The organism is Arthrobacter sp. A5 (genome assembly GCF_051131705.1).
Lineage (GTDB): Bacteria > Actinomycetota > Actinomycetes > Actinomycetales > Micrococcaceae > Arthrobacter_M.
The window spans coordinates 255,509-272,956 of record NZ_CP180316.1; the positions used below are offsets into that span (position 1 = coordinate 255,509).

The following is a 17,448-nucleotide window of genomic DNA, read 5'->3' on the forward strand; positions in this document are numbered from 1 at the left end:
CGCGGTGCGCGCGGCTTCTTCCGCGTTAGTCACATGGCCAATAATAGTGGGATATGCCGGTCAGAAATCACTGTCCTGAAGCGGAACTGCCTTACGTTCCTTGGCGGCACCGTGAAAGAGCAAGTCCATCGCTTCGGCAAGATGGTGGACCTCCTTCACCGAAAATCCCTTGGGGATGGTCCCCGGACCGTTCGGGCTGCCCGGCACAATTGCGTGCGTGAAACCGAGCCGGTGCGCCTCCTGGATCCGCTGGTTAATGCCTGGAACCGGACGCACCTCCCCGGCCAGCCCCACTTCACCAAAGGCGATCAGTCGGGCCGAGATGGCCACTCTGGATTTGGCGGAAGCGACGGCCAGCGCAATGGCCAGGTCCATGGCCGGCTCGGTCAGCTTCACCCCGCCGACAGTGGCGACATAGCTGTCCTCGCCGGTCAGATCGGCACCGGCCCGCTGCTGCAGCACCGCCAGCAGCATGCCAACCCGGGACGAATCCAGCCCGCTGGTTGCACGGCGCGGCTGCGAAGTGGAACTGGGCGCGAGCAGGGACTGCACCTCGGCCAGCAGCGGCCGGCGGCCCTCAAGCGTGACGGTGATGCAGGTGCCGGAGACCGGGTCCTTAATGCGGGAAACGAACAGCCCGCTGGGATCAGCCAGCCCCACAATGCCATGCTCGGTGAGATCAAAACAACCAACTTCATCGGTGGGACCGAAGCGGTTCTTGACGGCCCGGACCAGCCGCAGCCGGGAATGCCGTTCGCCCTCGAACTGGCAGACCACATCCACCAGGTGCTCCAGCAAACGCGGGCCCGCAATTGAGCCGTCCTTTGTCACGTGGCCCACCAACAGGGTGGTCATATTCATTCGTTTGGCAGCGGCAATCAGGGAGGCCGTGACCTCCCTGACCTGCGAGACCCCGCCGGCGCTGCCGTCCACCGCAGCGCTGCTCAGTGTCTGAACGGAATCAATAATCAGCAGTTTCGGCGTCAGTGCCTCCACTTGGCCAAGCGCCGTCCCCAGATCGGTTTCGGCAGTCAGATAGAGCGTGTCCGCGACCGCTCCGATCCGGTCCGCGCGCAGCTTGACCTGGGCCGCCGATTCCTCACCGGTGATGTACAGCACGTCCCGGACCTCCGTGCGGTCCTCGTTGCGGGCAAATTTGGCGGCAACGTCCAATAACAGGGTGGATTTCCCGACGCCGGGCTCGCCGGCAAGGAGAATCACCGCGCCCGGGACTACGCCGCCGCCCAGTACCCTGTCCAGCTCGGGTACTCCGGTGGGCAGATACGCCGCCTTGGTGGCATCCACCTCCGCAATTTTCCGGGCCGGCACCGCAACCGCCGTCGCCGTCGTCGTCCGTGCAACACCGACGCCTGTTTCCTCCACTGTTCCCCATGCTTGGCATTCGCCACAGCGGCCCACCCATTTGGCCGTGGTCCAGCCGCATTCGGAACATTTGTAACCCTGCGAGGACCGGAGCGATTTTGTTGCCATTCAACCAGCGTAACGGTGCCCACCGACAGCCCACCGACTCAGTACAGACCTGCACCCGTGGTCGGCCGGCTAGATTTCCGGCAACACGTCCCGGGCTTCCCTGTGGTCCATGCCCGCAGCCTCCAGCAGGTCAACCATCAGCGGGCGGAACAGCATCACCACGGTTTCGCCTTCGAGCCGCTGGATTCCGAGCTGGTCGGGATGCAGCCGGGACGCGACGGCGGCCAGGGACCTGCGGGCATTGTGCAGGTACCGGGAGCGGAGGGTTGCGGCCGGGTCCGACAAGGCAATGACCAGCTCATCCACCGCGTCCGCGGTCTCCGTCAGGACCTCCGAAATGTACTCGGTCCCCTCGTCCGAGAGGGCGGCGTTGTTGATGGCGCTGGCGAGTCTGCGGGCAAAGACACGGCTGTTGCGCAATGCCAGGTCCACAAAGCCCAGGGTGTGCGACAGTTCGTGGATCTCTCCGCGGTGTTGCCGGAAGACGGGCGAAAGCCTCGCCACCTCCTTCGAGGACTTCAGCGACGTCCGCATGGAATCCAGCAGCGTCTGGGTGCCCCTGGCCCGGACCAATGCGTGCCAGGCCAGGGTGGAGTCACTGTAGATCAGCGCGTTGGAGCAGCCGCGGAGCACCTGGGAGAGTTCATCGAGCAGCTTCCGCAGATCATTTTTTGGTTCCCGACGGGGATCAGACGGCGTCAGGAACGCGACGGCCAGGGCAAAACAACCGCCGACAAGGGCGTCCAGGCTGCGGGTGAAGGGACCGCCGACGGGCGCAGGAAGGAGTACGACGAGTACGGACTGCAGCGCTAATTGTGTGGTGAAGATGACTCCGCCGTCCAGGAAACGTGCCAGCATTATGGATAGGAAAAGCACCAGCGCGGCCTGCCAGATCCCCGATCCGAGTGAGGTAAGCAGCAGATCGCCGACGACGATTCCCAGAGTACAGCCGATGCCGACTTCCAGGACTCGGCGCAGCCGTGCCTCGCGCGAGAATCCCAGTGCGATCAGGGAGGACGTGGCCGCGAAAAGGGGGCCGGCATGGCCCAGCACATATTCGGCGAAGGCATAGGCGCCGATGGCGCAGACCGTCATCTGCAGCGCGGGCCGCAGGGAGGCCGAGCTGCGCCGCAGCCCTACACGGGTCTGGACCCGCAGATAACGCAGCGGGGCGGCTGCTCCCCTGGGATTTGGCATGTGGCAAGTCTAAGTGCCGCCTCCCTGCCCAACGCCGGGGGCGGTCCGCAAACGTCCGGCCGCTGTTCACCGGCCGTTCACCTTCCACCGACCGTCCCGTTACCTGAGGCGCATAGCTTGGAGAGCGGCAAGCCACGCCGTTCGTCATCGCGGAGCCGGCTTGAATCCCTGGCTCGGTCGATTTATTGATTGATCAATAGATTGGCCCGGCTCTACAACTCGATTTACGCGATGATGTCCCGGATTCCCACACTGGACCAATTGTCAGCTATTCCCTGGAAGGGGCAAAATTAGTGAAGGCTCTTCGCTTTGGCCAGACCGCGGCAGTAATCGCGGCCGGCGCTCTCGCACTGACCGCCTGCGGCGGCAGCTCCACTGGCGCCACGTCATCCTCGCCGGTTGCGTCTTCGGCCGCCGCGGACTATGGCTCCCTGTCCGGGACCATCACCGCCGGCGGTTCCAGCGCTCAAGCCAATGCCCAGGCCGCCTGGAGTGCCGGGTTCAAGGCCCAAGCCGCGAAAGTGGCAGTCAATTATGACAAATCCCAGGGATCCGGTGGCGGTGTCACCAACTTCACCGCCGGCTCCTACGACTTCGCCGGTTCGGACGCCTATCTCTCCGTCGACCAGGCCACCAAGGCCCAGGCTGTCTGCGGCACCGGAGGTGCGGTGAACCTTCCCGTCTATCTGGACGGTGTCTCGATCGTGTTCAACCTTAAGGGCGTGGACAAGCTCCAGCTCTCGGCCGAGACGCTGGCGAAGATCTTCACGCAGCAGATCAAGACCTGGGACGACGCCGCCCTCAAGGCAGACAATCCCGGAGTCACTCTGCCCTCGACGACGATCACCACGGTGACCCGCTCGGACGGCTCAGGCACCACGCAGAACTTCACCAACTATCTGCACCAGATGGCTCCTGCCGTCTGGACAACACCGGTCAGCAACAAATGGCCGGTCGCCGGCTCTTCGGCCCAGCAGGGCGGTTCCGGTGTCGTCAACACGGTTAAGGCCGGTGACGGCACCATCGGCTACGCAGACCACAGCGCGATCGGCGACCTGAGCGCTGCTGCCATCAAGGCCGGCGACAAGTACGTTTCCTTCAGCCAGGACGGCGTCACCAAGGCCGTTGCCACCGCTGTGACCCCGGCCAAGAGCGGCGTGGCAGGTGACCTGTCCCAGGACATTGACTACACCAAGCTGACCACCGGGGATGCGTACCCGATCCCGCTGATCTCCTACGACATCCTGTGCACCACGTTCAAGGACGCCGCCCAGGCCAAGCTGGCCGCCGCGTACATCGGCTACGTTGTCAGCGATCAGGGACAGAAGATTGCGGCGAAGAACGCAGGCTCGGCGCCGCTCCCGTCGGCCCTGGCCGAAAAGATCCGGGAAACCCTGAAGACGGTTTCCTAGTCTCCCAACCGAACCGAACCGAACTGCACAGTCCGGCCGCCCGCAGTCCGGCCGGCCGGACTGCCCCGGTTCGCAGTTATCCAGCACTGGTGAAAAGAAAGCGCGACGTGAGCACTTCTTCTGCAGTTGTTCCGGCCCGGCGGGTTACCGCCAGGGCCAGGCCGGCGGACCGGGTTTTCAAGTTCCTGAGCACCTCGGCCGCCGTGTCCATCATGGTCATTCTGGCCGGAGTGGCGCTGTTCCTGATCATCCGGGCCCTCCCGGCGATAGGTGCGAACTGGACCACCAATCCCGATCTGAAGACTGGCGTCACGGGTGGGTTTTCCGGCTTCTGGTCCTATGTGGGGCCGCTTGCCTTTGGCACGGTCTGGGCTTCGGTTCTCGCGCTGCTGATGGCGACTCCGGTAGCGATCGGTATCGCGCTTTTCATCTCGCACTACAGCCCGCGGAAGATGGCCAACTTCCTCGGCTACATCATCGATCTGCTGGCCGCCGTGCCCTCCGTGGTGTACGGGCTCTGGGGCATCATGGTGATGCGTCCGTTTCTGCTGCCCCTGCAGGAGTGGCTCAACGCCTACCTTGGTTGGATTCCGTTCTTCAGTGGCAGTGTCACCTCCACGGGGTCCAGCATTCTCACCGGGGCGGTGGTGTTGGCGGTAATGGTCCTGCCGATCATCACCTCCATCTCCCGTGAAATATTCCTGCAGACCCCGAAACTGCATGAGGAGGCGGCGCTGGCGCTGGGTTCCACCCGCTGGGAAATGATCAGGCTTGCCGTGTTCCCGTACGGCCGGTCCGGCGTGGTCAGCGCCATCCTGCTGGGATTGGGAAGAGCGCTGGGTGAAACGATGGCCGTGGCCATGATCATTTCCCCGGCCATTGTCGTCTCCTTCCGGTTGATCACCGAGGGCGAGAACCCGCAGACGATTGCGTCCAACATTGCCCTGAACTTTCCGATAGCCACCGGACTTCAGCGTGATGCGCTGATCGGGACCGGACTGGTGCTGTTCGTCATTTCGCTGGCGGTGAACATGGTGGCCCGGCTGATCGTCAACGCCAAGCCGCGCCGGAAAAAAGTCCGCGACGCCGGCAACCCGCGGGGTTTGGACCCGGGACGGGGCGACGGCGTATCTGCAGCGGATGCAGAGGATGACGCGATGCTGAGCCCGCTGGCCGCTCACCGGCAGGAACGCCTCGGCGACGACGGCTACGACGGTGCCGACGGGGATGTCGCGGCGGCCCGCACCGCCGTGAGTGCCGGGTTCGGAGCAGGCCTCGACAAGCGCTCCGAAGGAGACCAGCCATGACCACAGCCACCGAATCCGCGAGGCTCCCTGCTGTGCGTAACCGCCTGACCACCGGGCAGCTGCCGAAGCGCTCCACGCTCTACACCGTAATCGGTGGCTTTATCCTTGCCGCAGCGCTCCAGGGTCTGATCGGTTTCAACTGGTTTGGTCTGCTGGTTTTCACTGGGGTGTTCTACCTGATTGCCATTTATTCGCTCTCCCTGATGAAGGAGAATCGGCGGAAGGCGCTGGACCGTCTGGTCAGTGGATTGGTCTGTACGGCTTTTATCCTCGCTCTGGCCCCACTGGTGTCCACGCTGTGGACCGTCGTCAGCAAGGGATTGGGTATCCTCAGCTGGGAGTTCATCAGCACCTCAGGGGGAGCGGCCCATATTGATCCGGATACCCTCGAACTGGTTTCCTCCTCCGGCGCGTTGCAGGCGATCGTCGGAACGCTGCAGATCACCGGCCTGGCCACGCTGTTCTCCGTGCCCGTTGGTCTGCTGACGGCCATCTACCTGGTCGAATACGCCCATCCCACCTTCTGGCTGCGCCGCACGGTGAACTTCCTGGTCGATGTGATGACCGGCATCCCCTCCATTGTCGCCGGCCTGTTTGCGTTCTCGCTCTTCACCTTACTGCTGGGACCGAAGGCATTCAGCGGACTGTCCGCCGCCGTCGCCCTTTCGGTTCTGATGATTCCGACGGTCGTGCGTTCCTGTGAAGAAATGCTGCGGCTCGTGCCGGCGGATCTGCGCGAGGCGTCGTACGCCCTCGGCGTAACAAAATACGTCACCATCACGCGGATCGTTATTCCCACTGCGATAGCGGGTATCGCCACCGGGATCACGCTGGCCATTGCCCGGGTGATCGGTGAGACCGCACCGATTTTCATGGCGGCGAGCTTTACTGATTCGTTCAATGCCAATCCCCTTTCGGGCCCCATGCAGACGCTTCCGGTGATGGCGTACACCGGCTACAAGTTCCCGGGGCAGGACATCGATCTGTCCAACAACCAGGCGTGGGGCGCGGCGCTGCTGCTGGTGCTGTTGGTGGTTGTCCTGAATCTGATGGCGCGGATCATCGCCATGATCTTCGCGCCCAAAACCTCACGGTAGTTAGAAGGAAGAACATGTCCAAGAGCGTGAATGTCAAAGACCTTGATGTCTACTACGGGGATTTTCTGGCCGTCCACGATGTCAGCATCGACATCGCCCCGAAATCCGTCACGGCCTTCATCGGTCCGTCGGGCTGTGGGAAGTCGACCCTGCTGCGGACCTTGAATCGGATGCATGAGGTGATTCCGGGTGCGCACGTCAAGGGCCAGGTGCTGGTGGACGGCGACGACCTCTACGGCGCCGGTGTTGACCCGGTGACGGTCCGCCGCCAGATCGGCATGGTCTTCCAGCGCCCCAACCCGTTTCCCACCATGTCCATCAAGGAGAATGTGCTGGCCGGGGTGCGGCTGAACAACAAGCGCATCTCACGGTCCGCCGCAGACGATCTCGTGGAGAAGTCCCTCCTCGCCGCAAATCTGTGGAATGAGGTCAAGGACCGGCTGGAAAAGCCCGGCCAGGGGCTTTCCGGTGGCCAGCAGCAGCGTCTGTGCATCGCCCGGGCCATAGCGGTGGAGCCGCAGGTCCTGTTGATGGATGAGCCGTGCTCCGCTCTTGACCCGATCTCCACGCTGGCCGTCGAGGATCTGATCAATGAACTCAAGGACAGCTTCACGGTGGTGATTGTGACGCACAATATGCAGCAGGCCGCCCGGGTTTCGGACAAGACCGCGTTCTTTAACATCGCCGGGACCGGAAAACCGGGGAAGCTGATCGAGTATGCGGAGACCACCACGATCTTCAACAACCCGATGCAGAAGTCCACCGAGGACTACGTTTCCGGCCGCTTCGGCTAGGGTTCCCGGCTCTTTCCGGTTGTGGGCCGGTCGTGCACCGGGAAGCGCACCGTGCCGCGCATCGTTGGGCGCCGGATCTACGCAGGAGATACTCCAGCGCACCGGAGGGCCCCAAGTCTGCGCCACTTTTGCCGCAAGCTAAATCAGTGGGGAGACTGCGAGGTAAAGGATCGCGCCCAGCACCGCCGCGGCGATGGGGGTGGCCACCCAAGCGCGCAGAATCCGCAGCCAAAGCCGGCCGTTGGTCACCGAGAACCGCTGGTTAAGGCCGGCGCCGATAATTGACGACGTCACCGTATGAGTGGTGGACAGCGGCAGATGCAGCCCGATGGCGCCGATGAAAAGCAGTACGGAGCTGACCAGCTGCGCCACCATGCCCCGCATCGGGTCGATCTTGGCCAGCCGGCTGCCCAGGGTGTAAGAGACGCGCCAGCCGCCGGTCAGCGTGCCCGCGGCGAGCAGAACGGCGGAAAAAATCAGTACCCAGGCGGGTACCGCGCCCGTGCCGCCGAGCCCGGCCGCCGCCAGCGCCAACAGCAGCACCGTCGCCGTCCGTTGAGCGTCCTGCAGGCCGTGACCGAAGGCGACGGCCGCCGTCCCCACCGCCTGCACCCGGCGGACCCGACGGTTGACGAAACTCGGCTGCGAATGCCGCGACGCCCAAACTGCGGGATAGACCGTGAGGAATGACAATGCGAAGGCGACTACGGGCGAGAGCAGCAGCGGAAGGACCACCAGTGTCAGCAGGGTGGAGTCCAGTCCGTGCAGCGGCTGTTCACCGACGAGCGTCGATGCCGAGGATGCGCCGGCGAGCCCACCGATGAGCGCATGCGTGGAAGACGACGGGTAGCCCCGCCGCCATTGGTAAACGCCCCACAGGCAGGCCGCAGTGAGCGCAGCGGCCAGCAGGGCCAGACCGGCCGTTCCCCGCGGCAGGCTGAACAACCTCCCCCCGACCGCCACGGCAAAGGAGCCACTGAGCAGGGCGCCGGCGAGGTTAAAGAAGCCGGCCAGCAGGACAGCGATGCTGGGCGTCAAGGAACGGTTACGAACGGCAATGGCGACGGCGGACGAAGCATCACGGAACCCGTTCAGGAACGCAAAACCGGCGGCCAGGATCACCACGACGAGCAGGAAAGCGGTGGCCAAGCTAGGATTCCTTGACGATGATGCTGCCTACCTGGGTCGCGATCTGGCGCATGTCCCTGGTGACGTTGACCAGCTGATCGGCGACGTCCCGGTAGCGTACATAGGCCACCGGCTTGTGGTCCCGGAGCAGCTCGCTGACGAAGACCCGGTGCGTGTGCTCGGCGCGCTTGGCCAGGCGCAGGACCTGGATCCAGTAGTCCTCGAGTTCCTCCAGATTGTCCATCCGGCCCATCGCCTCCACCGTGAGCTCGGCCTGGCGTGCAATAACCTCCAGCTGGTCCGACGCACGCGCGGGGATGCGCTCTAGTTTGTTCAGTGTGATCAGCTCCGCCGCACCGGCAAGCTTTTCGATCGCCTCGTTGAGGAACCGGGCCAGTGCAAAAAGATCTTCACGGGGCAGCGGGTTGATGAAACTGGTTCTCATATGCGTCAACAGTGAGACCAGAAGATTGCCTGAGGCCGCTTCGTGCTGGCGCATCTGCTCCGCCAACGGCCCAAACTCGGAGGCGGGAGCTCCGAGCAGTTCGTAGAGGGTGTGCACACCGAGGACAATTTCCTGCGCCATCGCCGACAGGATTCGCAGCCCTGCCCTTTCCTGCGGGAAGAGGCGCAGTTTCATGGATACCTTCCCGATTCGATCTGCCGGCTGCCCAAGGAGCGGCTATCGAAGCCGGGGCTGTGCCCTAACATTACTTGCTGGCGCCCGCACCCGCGGAATCCGGTATCACCGGCAATCAGGGGTATCCGATGGGCATCGGAGAGTCGTGGCGGCCCGTTTGGGGCATAAAGGTGGTGCCGGACTGAGAGCGCCTCTCGGCGTTAGGCCGCTCGAAGCGGCTAGAAGATGGAGCCCGGGGGTTCCGCAGTCCGACACCACCTTCAGTGTTCTACGTTGGCGGTTCCATGTCAACAGAACCGGATACACAAAGGCGGCGGGTTTACCACCTGATCGGTGCTGTACCCGCCGCCCGTGTCGGCAAAACCCATCGGATGCTAGTGCATGGAGAAGAGGTTCTGCCACGCTCCCGCCTGAGCCACCGAACCAATAGTCGCCGCGTTGAGGGCCAGTGCCAGATTGACACCGATCACAGGGGCGACATTGAAATTGAAGTCCAGGAACAGGGTTTCGCGGCTGGGTAGCAGCTCCGCGGTCTCGGCATCGAGATCGATGGAGCACAGCGCAGATGATGCCGTCATGGCGCTTCACCTTTCTGTGTGGCCGGGTGTCTGGCCTACAAGGCACCCGGCCTCCGGACTATCAGTATTGGTCGACGTAAATGTCCTGCCCGGCTTCGCTCGAGGCGTTCGAGAACAGGGTCATGGCGTTGACTGCGGTCGACGTATTGTGCGCCATGACGCTCGCCCAGTTGATGTTGAAGTTCAGGAGCAGAGTCTCCCGTGAGGGGAGCAGCTCTACGCTCTGTCCCTCCAATTCTGTGGCGGTCAGTTTCTCCATTTGATTCACCCCCTCTCGCGTTTCGTACTTTGATCGATCGGCTTGGAAAATATCGCCTGTACCAGTAGATAGCCGGGACTGTTACTGCCCTGTTATCGCGGCGTTATTGGGGCGGTGGCTCGCGGATGCCCACGCCCGCGCCGGGACCGGCGCGCTGTGCCGCCCATAGGGCGGTGTGCCGGCGGAGCGCTTGCGCTTGGCGGCCATGCGGCGGTGCGCCACGGTCATGGCGCCGGCAGCGAGGCGCTGGATCATTACGATGATCCCGAGAATCGGCAGTACCAGCAGGAAGATTGACAGCCAGGAAAGCACGACGGCGACCGGCTGGCCCGCGCTCCAGGCGGCACTCGCGGCGTGCGCATGGACGATTACGGCGGCGGCCGCCTGGGCGGCGATGACCGGCAGGTTCCACAACAGCCAGCCAAGGAGCAGGACGAGGGCAGGTACGACGGTCAGTACCCATACCTTGACGATCCGCCGCGCTGCCGGCCGCAGTTCCGTGACCCGGGGGTCTACGGGACGGCCGGGAATGAGGCTGCGCAGAACCGGACCGACGCGGGAAAAAAGATCCGGCACGCCGGCCAGGTCCGCGAGTACAAAGTAGCCGTCAAGCCTGATGGTCGGGGGGAGCTGTTGGAGCATCATGACCTGTGTGGCGATGACGAACAGCACCAGGATGCCATCGCCGGTCAGGACGAAGCCGAAACCGGCCAGCAGCACGCACCAGAGGTTGAAATACAGACCGCCCAGATCCGTCCGCAGCCGGCCCGTTCGGTCCAACCGATAGGAATCGGTCACATTGGTGAAGAATGCGGGGAACACCAGATATACGCCGAAGCCGATGACCCCGGGCTCGGCGCCGCCATATTTGCAGGCCGTAGCGTGCCCGAGTTCGTGGATCACCGCACCGACGACCATCATGACGAACAGACCCAGCAGCAGCGTCGGGGTGACGAGGATCTGCTCCAGAGCGGAGATGACGTTGCCGGAGAAGAACAGCGAAATGTCGAGTCCGATCAGGGCCGCGAGGCTCAGGATAACGACCGGCGGAAAATAGATCGGCCTGAGCAGCGCCGCGAGCCGGTTGACGGTGGCCACCGGAATTATGGTCCCCTTCAGGCGAAGTGCAAGGATCGGGCGAGCGGTGGGCGCGGGTTTGTTCATAGGCACCATGCCGGTAGCATCTTCCAGCAGACCAAGCGGCCGGAGCTTCTGCTCGATTAGCTGGGTCAGCCCGGCCGGATCCAGCTCTTTGCCGTAGCGATCGCTCACCTTGTGGGCCAGCACGTCGGTGGTCGGCTCCGTCGCGGCCATTTTGAGAATCAGGTTCAGCAGCGCGGAAAGCTGGATGACCTGGCCATCGGGGCGCTGCACCAGGAAAGTTTTCTGTACCAGTCCGGAACCGGTCACGGCGCCCAACAGCTCCACCCCGGGGACAAGGCGCCATTGGACCATCCGCTGTTCACTGGAGTCAATAGTCATTGCGTATGCCTTCGGTAGCGGGACGTTGCGGCGACGGGTTCACCGCCCATATGAGTGGTGAACCCGCCGCTGGGGTGCAACTGAAATGGAGCCAGATTCCGTCCGGCGCCTGTCACACCAGTGCCCGATTGACGGGGGCTATCAGCGCTGGTGGACGCTAATGGTCTGCCAGGCTCCGCTCGTGGCGCTCGAGAGCAGGGTCGCGGCATTGACTGCATACGACGTATTCGAAGCCATGACGCTTGCCCAGTTGATGTTGAAGTTCAGGAGCAGAGTCTCCCGGGACGGGAGCAGCTCTACGCTCTGTCCCTCCAGCTCGGTGACGGTCAGTTTCTCCATCTCATTCACCCCCTTCCATGGAAAATGGTTCCGTTATCAAGGCCTCAGTGAAGCCAGTACCCAAAGTAAATAGTGGCCCCTGTTACTGCCCCGTTACTGCCCCGTTACTGCCGGATTTCGGGGCGGGAGGCGCGTCCGGGTAGGAAATCGGTCCCGGGATAAGCCGGCCGCAGCCGCTCCTCCCGGGACCGTTGGTGACGGTTTTATTACCGGTTTTTATTGCCCTCAGGGCTTGTTATTGACCCGCCTGCACGTCAACGTTGCGTTGCACCGTTGCAGCGCCCACGTCCTTCAGGATGATCTGTGCCAACCTCTCGGCGGTGTCATCCGTGAGCCCCTTGGCCTGCGGGGCGGACCGCTGCAGCCCCTGCGGGTGCGGGGCGGCCCGAAGCCTGTCTGCGAGCTCGGTCTGGATTTGGGTAATCATGGTTTTTGCCTGGGCGGACAGCTCCCGGCGGGTTCCTCCGGTGATGACAAACTGGATGGCGGCCGATGTGGTCGTGCAGCTGGTGCAGCTCACGTTGAGCGCCAGTGCCCTGTTGTTGACGATGAGTTGGCTGGCTTTCCGTGCCACCACCAGCTGCACCGAAACCGCTGAGGAGGTGCACGAGGGACAACTGGACCAAGCCGCAGCGGAATTGTCCGCCGTGGCAGTATCGCCGTCGAAGTAAACCACCTGGAAAGCGGTTGACGAACCGGAACATCCTTCACAATTGCTGGTGGCCACGGCAACCGCTGCCGCCTTCCCCGTCGAGGAGCCTGTCCGCACCGTGCTCTGGGCGTCGTCGGTCACCGCCGGCTGCGCTGCCGTGGGAATGGCCGACGACGCCGTGTCCAGGCTGTTGGATCGGCGGGTTTCCCGGTGGGATCTGTCGGGGGACGCATCGGCGGCGGCCACATCTCCGGTGACTCCTCCAACCAGAAGCATCCCGGAAATCAGGACGAACACGCTGAAGGTACTGGTGATGAATTTAATATGCATTGCCAACCTCTCATCTACTGGGAACTACCGAATGGTTCGAAGTCGCTGGCGCAGCATTTTGGGTGATGGCGTGAAGGGTCCTTAGCCTGCGCCGCCGGCGCGGGGCAGGCGGTACTGTGACTCCGCCGAAGGCGGGGTGCTGGTGGGCTGCGGATCCAGCAGTTCTGCAAAACGGGAGGAGGGCCTTACCCCCAGTTCACGGCCTAACCGGCCACGGAATTCAATGAATGCCCGCGTGGCCGAGGCATTATTGCCGGCCTCGAGATGGCAGCGGAGCAGGATCAACTGGGCACTCTCGCGCAGTGGTTCGATCGATGTAGCCGCGTGTGCGGCCTCCGTCGCGCGTCCCAGGGCGCCCATCCGCAGGTAGTAATTGGCCAACGTCTCCAGCCCGTCAAGCCGCAGCTGTTGCAGCCGCTCCTGCTCGAAGATGACCCAGTCGTCATACCAGTCGGGCAAGAGGTCCGCGTTGTGCAGAATGTCCGCTGAACCGGCGGCCACAGTAGCCGCGCTGTCCTGGATGTCCGCGATAAGCCAGCGGATCCGGTGAAAGTCAACCTCTACGTCCGGCTCCAGGAACAGTGAATCGTTGGAGGCGCACAAGAAGGAAGGGAGCTTATGGGTGATGTGGAAGACGCTGGCCCGCAGATTTCCCGCTGCCTGTGTCTCGGAGCTGTCCGGCCATAAAAGGCTGGAGAGGGAGTGCCGCGACCTCGCTCCCAAGAGAGCCAGGGCTGCGATGACGCGCTGCTGGCGGATACCGACGGCAACTGGTTGCCCGTCCAATTTGAGCTGCCAGAAGCCCAAGAGTTTGAGCTCCCAACGTTGGCTGCCAGGCCCGTCCATCCTGCCCCCCTATCTGCGCCGCTGCGGTGCCGACAACTAAGATTAATTGGAGCCTCCGAACCAACTGAATGATTCCCGGTCCATCACCCAGCATGGTCACTCGACCATGGGTTGTCAATGAAATAATGCGGGGGGAATTACCTGTTTTTATGCGCGGTGAAAGCGGGCAGACTTAGGTTTAGTCATCGATCTCCTCAAGCCACTGCCGTACCGTCTGAAGAATCTCGTCGTGGCTCCCGGCAACGCGCAGATGGGGCCGATCCTTGGCGGTACGGCTAAAGATCAGACGGGCCCGGAACCCGCCTTCGTCACCTTCCTCCGACCAGATCCGGATCACCATGGTGCCCCGCCCGGTGGTCTCCTCCGCTGCCTCCTCGTCGTCCATTGCGACTATCGCCAAATCCTTCTTGTTCATTTCAGCACCCCCTGTCTGAGTCACACTTACCCGTCGGTAATCTGCCCAGTTTAGGCCCCAATATCTGTTCTAGCCATGTACGGATCGGCCCTGTGGATGAAGCCCGCTCCGGCGGCGCGACTGCGTCCCGTTAGTGCGGTGCGATATTCGCGAATCATCGAGCTGAGTGCGAAGGGCCTGCTTGACTAGGATGGGTTCGACGGGATCAGGACTGCCCTTGGTCGCTAAGCAAGATCACATTCACGCTGCCCCATCGCTAGTCCAGCTCGTTGCGGCGCCAGGATGCGGCCGCGTGCTCAAGGTCCTCGGCGGTTTTGATGAGCTGCGCCGCGTTCCTGGTCAGCCGGTCCCCGTGTGCGCCGTCGGCGCGTTCGCGCTCATCGGCGACGCGGGACTGGCCCAGCGCGACGACCCGGCAGAAGGCCGCCGAACGTTCCAGCGCAACGTCGAAGTCGCCGTCGAACGCCCCCGATAAAATGGCGTCCGCCATGGTCTTGAGCTCATCAGCGCCGGGCGGATCGGCCACACCCGCGACTACGTGGGAAACCTGCGCAGTATCCTGGCCGGCGCGGAAGAAAATGGAAATACGCTCCGGGTCCTGCTGCGTGGCGGCGCGGAGGGCGTAGAGGCGCCACAACGCCCCGGGCAGGGACCGGGCCGGGCTCTGGGCCCACAATTCCGCGATGGCTTCAAGTCCCTGCTGGTCGGCAAGTTTGACCAGCCGTTTGGTCACCGCGGGATCATCACTCTTGCGGCCCCGGTGAACGAGTGCCTGGGCTGCCAGATGGGCTGCCTCGGACACACGCGCCGGGTCCGAACCGCCGGCAAAAGGCTCAAAATCCGCGGGTGCAAAAGGCTTGGGCTTATGCGGCCGGGGAACGTGGGAACCGGGTGTTGCACTCATGCCACGACACTACTCCTGTGCCCCTGACTGGTCGAGATTTCGTCGATTCCCGGCACCGCCGCTGTGTGCGCTATTCTAGGTAGCGTCCGCCGCGGGAAACAGCGCGGACTGGTGAGGGCCTTTAGCTCAGTTGGTAGAGCATCGGACTTTTAATCCGTGGGTCGTGGGTTCGAGCCCCACAGGGCCCACCAGCGCAGAAATCCCCGTCCGGCACAGCAGGGCGGGGATTTCTTGTGCTGGAGCATTTGCCGGCAGGGACAGAACAAGCCGGGCTGTACCAGCTAGTGTAGTGTCTCAGTTTTGTTTTGTGGCTTGGAGGGCTACGCGTCCGCGGCGGACTTTTTCGATGATGGAGTCGGCGGTCGCTGTCCAAATCAGCGGCGTGGGGTTCTCGTTGTTGACGCGGATGTAGGCTTCGATTTTCTCGATTAAATCCGGCACCGAGTGGAAGACCCCGCGGCGCAGTGCCCTCTCCGTGAGGTCCCTGAACCAGCGCTCCACCAGGTTCAGCCAGGAGGAGGAGGTTGGGGTGAAATGCAGGTGAAACCGCGGGTTCTTCTCCAGCCACGCTTTCACGTTCGAATGCTTATGGGTCGCATAGTTGTCCACTATGAGGTGGATTTGAAGGCCCTTGGGGACCTCCTTCTCGATGGTTTTTAGAAACCCCAGGAATTCATCGTGCCGGTGCTTGGGCACGCAGGATCCCAGGACCTTTCCCGTGGCGACCTCCAAGGCCGCGAAGAGCGTGGTGGTTCCGTTGCGCTTGTAGTCATGCGTTACGGTCTCGGCCCGACCCCTGACCATCGGCAGGGACGGTTGGGAACGGTCAAGAGCCTGGATCGAGGTCTTCTCATCCATGCAGAAAACCATCGCGTTCTCCGGCGGATTCAGGTACAGCCCGCACACATCAATGAGCTTCTCGTCAAAGTTCGGATCGGTGGAGAGCTTGAACGTCTTGATCAGGTGCGGCTTCAGCCCACGTGCCGCCCAAATCCGCTGCACCTGCGCCGGAGACACACCGACACGTGCCGCCATGGACCGCACCGACCAATGCGTCGCACCCTCCGGTTTGGAAAACCGCGTCAATTCAACGATTTCGGCGATCTTCGACTCCGGGATCGCCGGCTTGCGCCCCCGCCCCTCCTTGACCTTGCCGAACTCCTTCAGCCCTTCCCCTACGAACCGGGCACGCCAAGCCCGCACCGTCGCCGGGCTTACACCCACCACCCGGGAGATCCACTCGTTAGCCAGGCCCTCGGCAGCCATCAGGAGAACCTGCGCCCGCTGCACCTCGCGATGTGAAGCAAGCCGAGACTTGGACAGGGCCTCCAAGACCTCGTGCTGGGCGTCGGTGAGGGTCAATGCGGGAGCTGGATTCGACATGTTCCCAGCTTAATCCACAAGTCATAAACTATTTGGAGACACACCACTAGACGGGCTTGACTGATTCGAGTTGCTTGGTCCGGCCCGCGTCGTTGCCTGCGACGGCGTGACGAGTACCTATCCCGATGGCCTGGCCCAGGAGGGCAGGAAACCGCGCGGGGAAGATGTTCGTCTGCTGACCATCCGCGAACGTGAACCGGGTGCCGAGTATGGCATTTCGTCCCACCGGCGCGCCGTACACGGAGACGGGGGAGCCGTCCCTGCTGCGTTCGAGGGCTCTGAGCCTGTCGGTTGTGTAGCTGATGTCGCGCGGAGTGAACCGGTCGGTCAGGGGATGTATCCACCGGCCGACGCTCGCCCCCGCGTGGGTGGAAGGTCCGCCCAGCGAGTGACCAACGCTGGTCACCAGGTCAGCTATCCACGATGCCGCAGCAGGGGCGGAGACGCTAATGACGCGCATTGTGTCTTTGTACCCGTTGTCTGCGTCAAATTCCAGGACGCTGAACAGCGCGTCACCAAGGAGATTTGCCCTGGTTGTCTGGGTTATGGACAGGTTTGCATTGGAAACGCCATTGATGAAGCCGCGCATGGCGGAGCTGTTCACAGTGCCCAGCAGGCCGGATCCTCCGACGCCACCGACGGAGAATCCGGTGGACCGGGAGAACATGCTGAATTGGTGGTCCAAAGTGCCGGCCATATTGCCGGCGGTGTCCTGATGGAATGGCGTTCCAGCTCGATGACTGTGGCGTTTCCGAAGATTCCCGAGGTCGAATCGGGTTGATAGGCGTCTGTGCCCGGGCTGCCGGTACAGCTCACCGAGTTCCTGGTCGAGACTTTCGGCCAAAGCGAAGTCCGCCCTGTTGAATGCGCGGGCTTTCGCCCCTGCCCGGAAACCGGTGATCAGCAGCGGGAGTCCGATCAAAGCCAGAATGACAGGCAGCAGCGCTGACCCATCGAACCGGACGGCGCCGCTGATGAACAGCAGAACGGCGATCAGAGTCAGAGAAGTGCCCCGACCGGCGCGGACAGTGTGGGTCATGGCTCTCGCGCGTTGCGAGAGGGCAGGTCTCTGGCTCATTGCTGGTCTCCTCATATGTTGTATTCTTCAATAATGGGTGCAGGGACTGACGCTTTGTCCACCCAGGTCCCAGCCCGGATTCCGGCACGTCGTACACATGTGCCGCCGTTCACGTG

General features: G+C 63.0%; 17 protein-coding genes, 1 tRNA gene and 1 pseudogene. 5 read left to right on the plus strand and 14 right to left on the minus strand.

Annotation, left to right across the window (positions count from 1 at the left end; genetic code table 11):
- Positions 1–60 precede the first annotated feature (60 nt).
- Together radA and ACLLJI_RS01210 are read right to left on the minus strand one after the other, a co-directional pair.
- The gene (radA, locus tag ACLLJI_RS01205; protein ID WP_434616961.1) at positions 61–1,491 is read right to left on the minus strand and encodes a DNA repair protein RadA; all 1,431 of its coding nucleotides are present in this window, start codon (positions 1,489–1,491) and stop codon (positions 61–63) included.
- A 69-nt stretch (positions 1,492–1,560) separates the two neighbouring features.
- Complete coding sequence (locus ACLLJI_RS01210) at positions 1,561–2,688, minus strand: FUSC family protein (RefSeq protein WP_434616964.1); 1,128 nt, start codon at positions 2,686–2,688, stop codon at positions 1,561–1,563.
- A gap of 293 nt (positions 2,689–2,981) precedes the next feature.
- On the opposite strand from ACLLJI_RS01210, the gene ACLLJI_RS01215 reads away from it, so the two are divergent.
- The 4 genes and pseudogenes from ACLLJI_RS01215 to pstB all read left to right on the plus strand — a co-directional run bounded on the left by ACLLJI_RS01215 (position 2,982) and on the right by pstB (position 7,298).
- Positions 2,982–4,100, plus strand: coding sequence for a phosphate ABC transporter substrate-binding protein PstS (locus ACLLJI_RS01215; RefSeq protein WP_434616967.1), 1,119 nt, complete (start codon positions 2,982–2,984; stop codon positions 4,098–4,100).
- Positions 4,101–4,189: 89 nt separating this feature from the next.
- Positions 4,190–5,191: pseudogene (gene pstC, locus ACLLJI_RS01220) on the plus strand (phosphate ABC transporter permease subunit PstC); the annotation flags it as partial.
- A 212-nt stretch (positions 5,192–5,403) separates the two neighbouring features.
- Positions 5,404–6,504: a phosphate ABC transporter permease PstA gene (gene pstA / locus ACLLJI_RS01225; protein WP_434616970.1), complete on the plus strand. Its 1,101-nt coding sequence runs from the start codon at positions 5,404–5,406 to the stop codon at positions 6,502–6,504.
- A 14-nt stretch (positions 6,505–6,518) separates the two neighbouring features.
- Positions 6,519–7,298, plus strand: coding sequence for a phosphate ABC transporter ATP-binding protein PstB (pstB, locus tag ACLLJI_RS01230; protein WP_283558810.1), 780 nt, complete (start codon positions 6,519–6,521; stop codon positions 7,296–7,298).
- 138 nt (positions 7,299–7,436) lie between these two features.
- Here the strand turns inward: pstB and ACLLJI_RS01235 are convergent, their stop codons facing one another.
- The 10 genes from ACLLJI_RS01235 to ACLLJI_RS01280 all read right to left on the minus strand — a co-directional run bounded on the left by ACLLJI_RS01235 (position 7,437) and on the right by ACLLJI_RS01280 (position 14,871).
- Entirely contained in the window at positions 7,437–8,447 is a 1,011-nt protein-coding gene (locus tag ACLLJI_RS01235) for an inorganic phosphate transporter (protein WP_434616974.1), read from the minus strand.
- Position 8,448: 1 nt separating this feature from the next.
- Positions 8,449–9,066, minus strand: a complete 618-nt coding sequence (locus ACLLJI_RS01240; RefSeq protein WP_434616977.1) for a DUF47 domain-containing protein — start codon at positions 9,064–9,066, stop codon at positions 8,449–8,451.
- A 374-nt stretch (positions 9,067–9,440) separates the two neighbouring features.
- Positions 9,441–9,644: a hypothetical protein gene (locus ACLLJI_RS01245; protein ID WP_434616980.1), complete on the minus strand. Its 204-nt coding sequence runs from the start codon at positions 9,642–9,644 to the stop codon at positions 9,441–9,443.
- A 61-nt stretch (positions 9,645–9,705) separates the two neighbouring features.
- Entirely contained in the window at positions 9,706–9,903 is a 198-nt protein-coding gene (locus ACLLJI_RS01250) for a hypothetical protein (protein ID WP_434616983.1), read from the minus strand.
- An 81-nt stretch (positions 9,904–9,984) separates the two neighbouring features.
- Complete coding sequence (locus ACLLJI_RS01255) at positions 9,985–11,385, minus strand: hypothetical protein (protein WP_434616986.1); 1,401 nt, start codon at positions 11,383–11,385, stop codon at positions 9,985–9,987.
- A gap of 141 nt (positions 11,386–11,526) precedes the next feature.
- The gene (locus ACLLJI_RS01260; RefSeq protein ID WP_434616989.1) at positions 11,527–11,724 is read right to left on the minus strand and encodes a hypothetical protein; all 198 of its coding nucleotides are present in this window, start codon (positions 11,722–11,724) and stop codon (positions 11,527–11,529) included.
- Between the two features lie 235 nt (positions 11,725–11,959).
- Positions 11,960–12,706 (minus strand): hypothetical protein, encoded by a 747-nt coding sequence (locus ACLLJI_RS01265; RefSeq protein ID WP_434616992.1) that lies wholly within the window; start codon positions 12,704–12,706, stop codon positions 11,960–11,962.
- An 81-nt stretch (positions 12,707–12,787) separates the two neighbouring features.
- Entirely contained in the window at positions 12,788–13,552 is a 765-nt protein-coding gene (locus ACLLJI_RS01270) for an AfsR/SARP family transcriptional regulator (protein ID WP_434616995.1), read from the minus strand.
- A 178-nt stretch (positions 13,553–13,730) separates the two neighbouring features.
- On the minus strand, positions 13,731–13,967 hold the full coding sequence (locus tag ACLLJI_RS01275; RefSeq protein WP_283558801.1) for a hypothetical protein: 237 nt from the start codon (positions 13,965–13,967) through the stop codon (positions 13,731–13,733).
- Positions 13,968–14,223: 256 nt separating this feature from the next.
- Positions 14,224–14,871, minus strand: coding sequence for a hypothetical protein (locus ACLLJI_RS01280; RefSeq protein ID WP_434616999.1), 648 nt, complete (start codon positions 14,869–14,871; stop codon positions 14,224–14,226).
- 115 nt (positions 14,872–14,986) lie between these two features.
- On the opposite strand from ACLLJI_RS01280, the gene ACLLJI_RS01285 reads away from it, so the two are divergent.
- A tRNA-Lys gene (locus ACLLJI_RS01285) sits at positions 14,987–15,062 on the plus strand.
- 103 nt (positions 15,063–15,165) lie between these two features.
- Here ACLLJI_RS01285 and ACLLJI_RS01290 read toward each other — a convergent pair.
- On the minus strand, positions 15,166–16,254 hold the full coding sequence (locus tag ACLLJI_RS01290; protein WP_434615665.1) for an IS630 family transposase: 1,089 nt from the start codon (positions 16,252–16,254) through the stop codon (positions 15,166–15,168).
- A 46-nt stretch (positions 16,255–16,300) separates the two neighbouring features.
- Positions 16,301–17,332: a hypothetical protein gene (locus tag ACLLJI_RS01295; RefSeq protein WP_434617002.1), complete on the minus strand. Its 1,032-nt coding sequence runs from the start codon at positions 17,330–17,332 to the stop codon at positions 16,301–16,303.
- Positions 17,333–17,448: the final 116 nt, after the last annotated feature.

What these genes read in the sequence shown, in the direction of transcription:
- pstB (WP_283558810.1), top strand. Translation starts at nt 6,519, where the DNA reads ATGTCCAAGAGCGTGAATGTCAAAGACCTTGATGTCTACTACGGGGAT.
- ACLLJI_RS01240 (WP_434616977.1), bottom strand. Translation starts at nt 9,066, where the DNA reads ATGAAACTGCGCCTCTTCCCGCAGGAAAGGGCAGGGCTGCGAATCCTG.
- ACLLJI_RS01260 (WP_434616989.1), bottom strand. Translation starts at nt 11,724, where the DNA reads ATGGAGAAACTGACCGTCACCGAGCTGGAGGGACAGAGCGTAGAGCTG.
- ACLLJI_RS01280 (WP_434616999.1), bottom strand. Translation starts at nt 14,871, where the DNA reads ATGAGTGCAACACCCGGTTCCCACGTTCCCCGGCCGCATAAGCCCAAG.
- ACLLJI_RS01275 (WP_283558801.1), bottom strand. Translation starts at nt 13,967, where the DNA reads ATGAACAAGAAGGATTTGGCGATAGTCGCAATGGACGACGAGGAGGCA.
- ACLLJI_RS01295 (WP_434617002.1), bottom strand. Translation starts at nt 17,332, where the DNA reads ATGAGCCAGAGACCTGCCCTCTCGCAACGCGCGAGAGCCATGACCCAC.
- radA (WP_434616961.1), bottom strand. Translation starts at nt 1,491, where the DNA reads ATGGCAACAAAATCGCTCCGGTCCTCGCAGGGTTACAAATGTTCCGAA.
- pstA (WP_434616970.1), top strand. Translation starts at nt 5,404, where the DNA reads ATGACCACAGCCACCGAATCCGCGAGGCTCCCTGCTGTGCGTAACCGC.
- ACLLJI_RS01270 (WP_434616995.1), bottom strand. Translation starts at nt 13,552, where the DNA reads ATGGACGGGCCTGGCAGCCAACGTTGGGAGCTCAAACTCTTGGGCTTC.
- ACLLJI_RS01245 (WP_434616980.1), bottom strand. Translation starts at nt 9,644, where the DNA reads ATGACGGCATCATCTGCGCTGTGCTCCATCGATCTCGATGCCGAGACC.
- ACLLJI_RS01265 (WP_434616992.1), bottom strand. Translation starts at nt 12,706, where the DNA reads ATGCATATTAAATTCATCACCAGTACCTTCAGCGTGTTCGTCCTGATT.
- ACLLJI_RS01290 (WP_434615665.1), bottom strand. Translation starts at nt 16,254, where the DNA reads ATGTCGAATCCAGCTCCCGCATTGACCCTCACCGACGCCCAGCACGAG.
- ACLLJI_RS01255 (WP_434616986.1), bottom strand. Translation starts at nt 11,385, where the DNA reads ATGACTATTGACTCCAGTGAACAGCGGATGGTCCAATGGCGCCTTGTC.
- ACLLJI_RS01250 (WP_434616983.1), bottom strand. Translation starts at nt 9,903, where the DNA reads ATGGAGAAACTGACCGCCACAGAATTGGAGGGACAGAGCGTAGAGCTG.
- ACLLJI_RS01210 (WP_434616964.1), bottom strand. Translation starts at nt 2,688, where the DNA reads ATGCCAAATCCCAGGGGAGCAGCCGCCCCGCTGCGTTATCTGCGGGTC.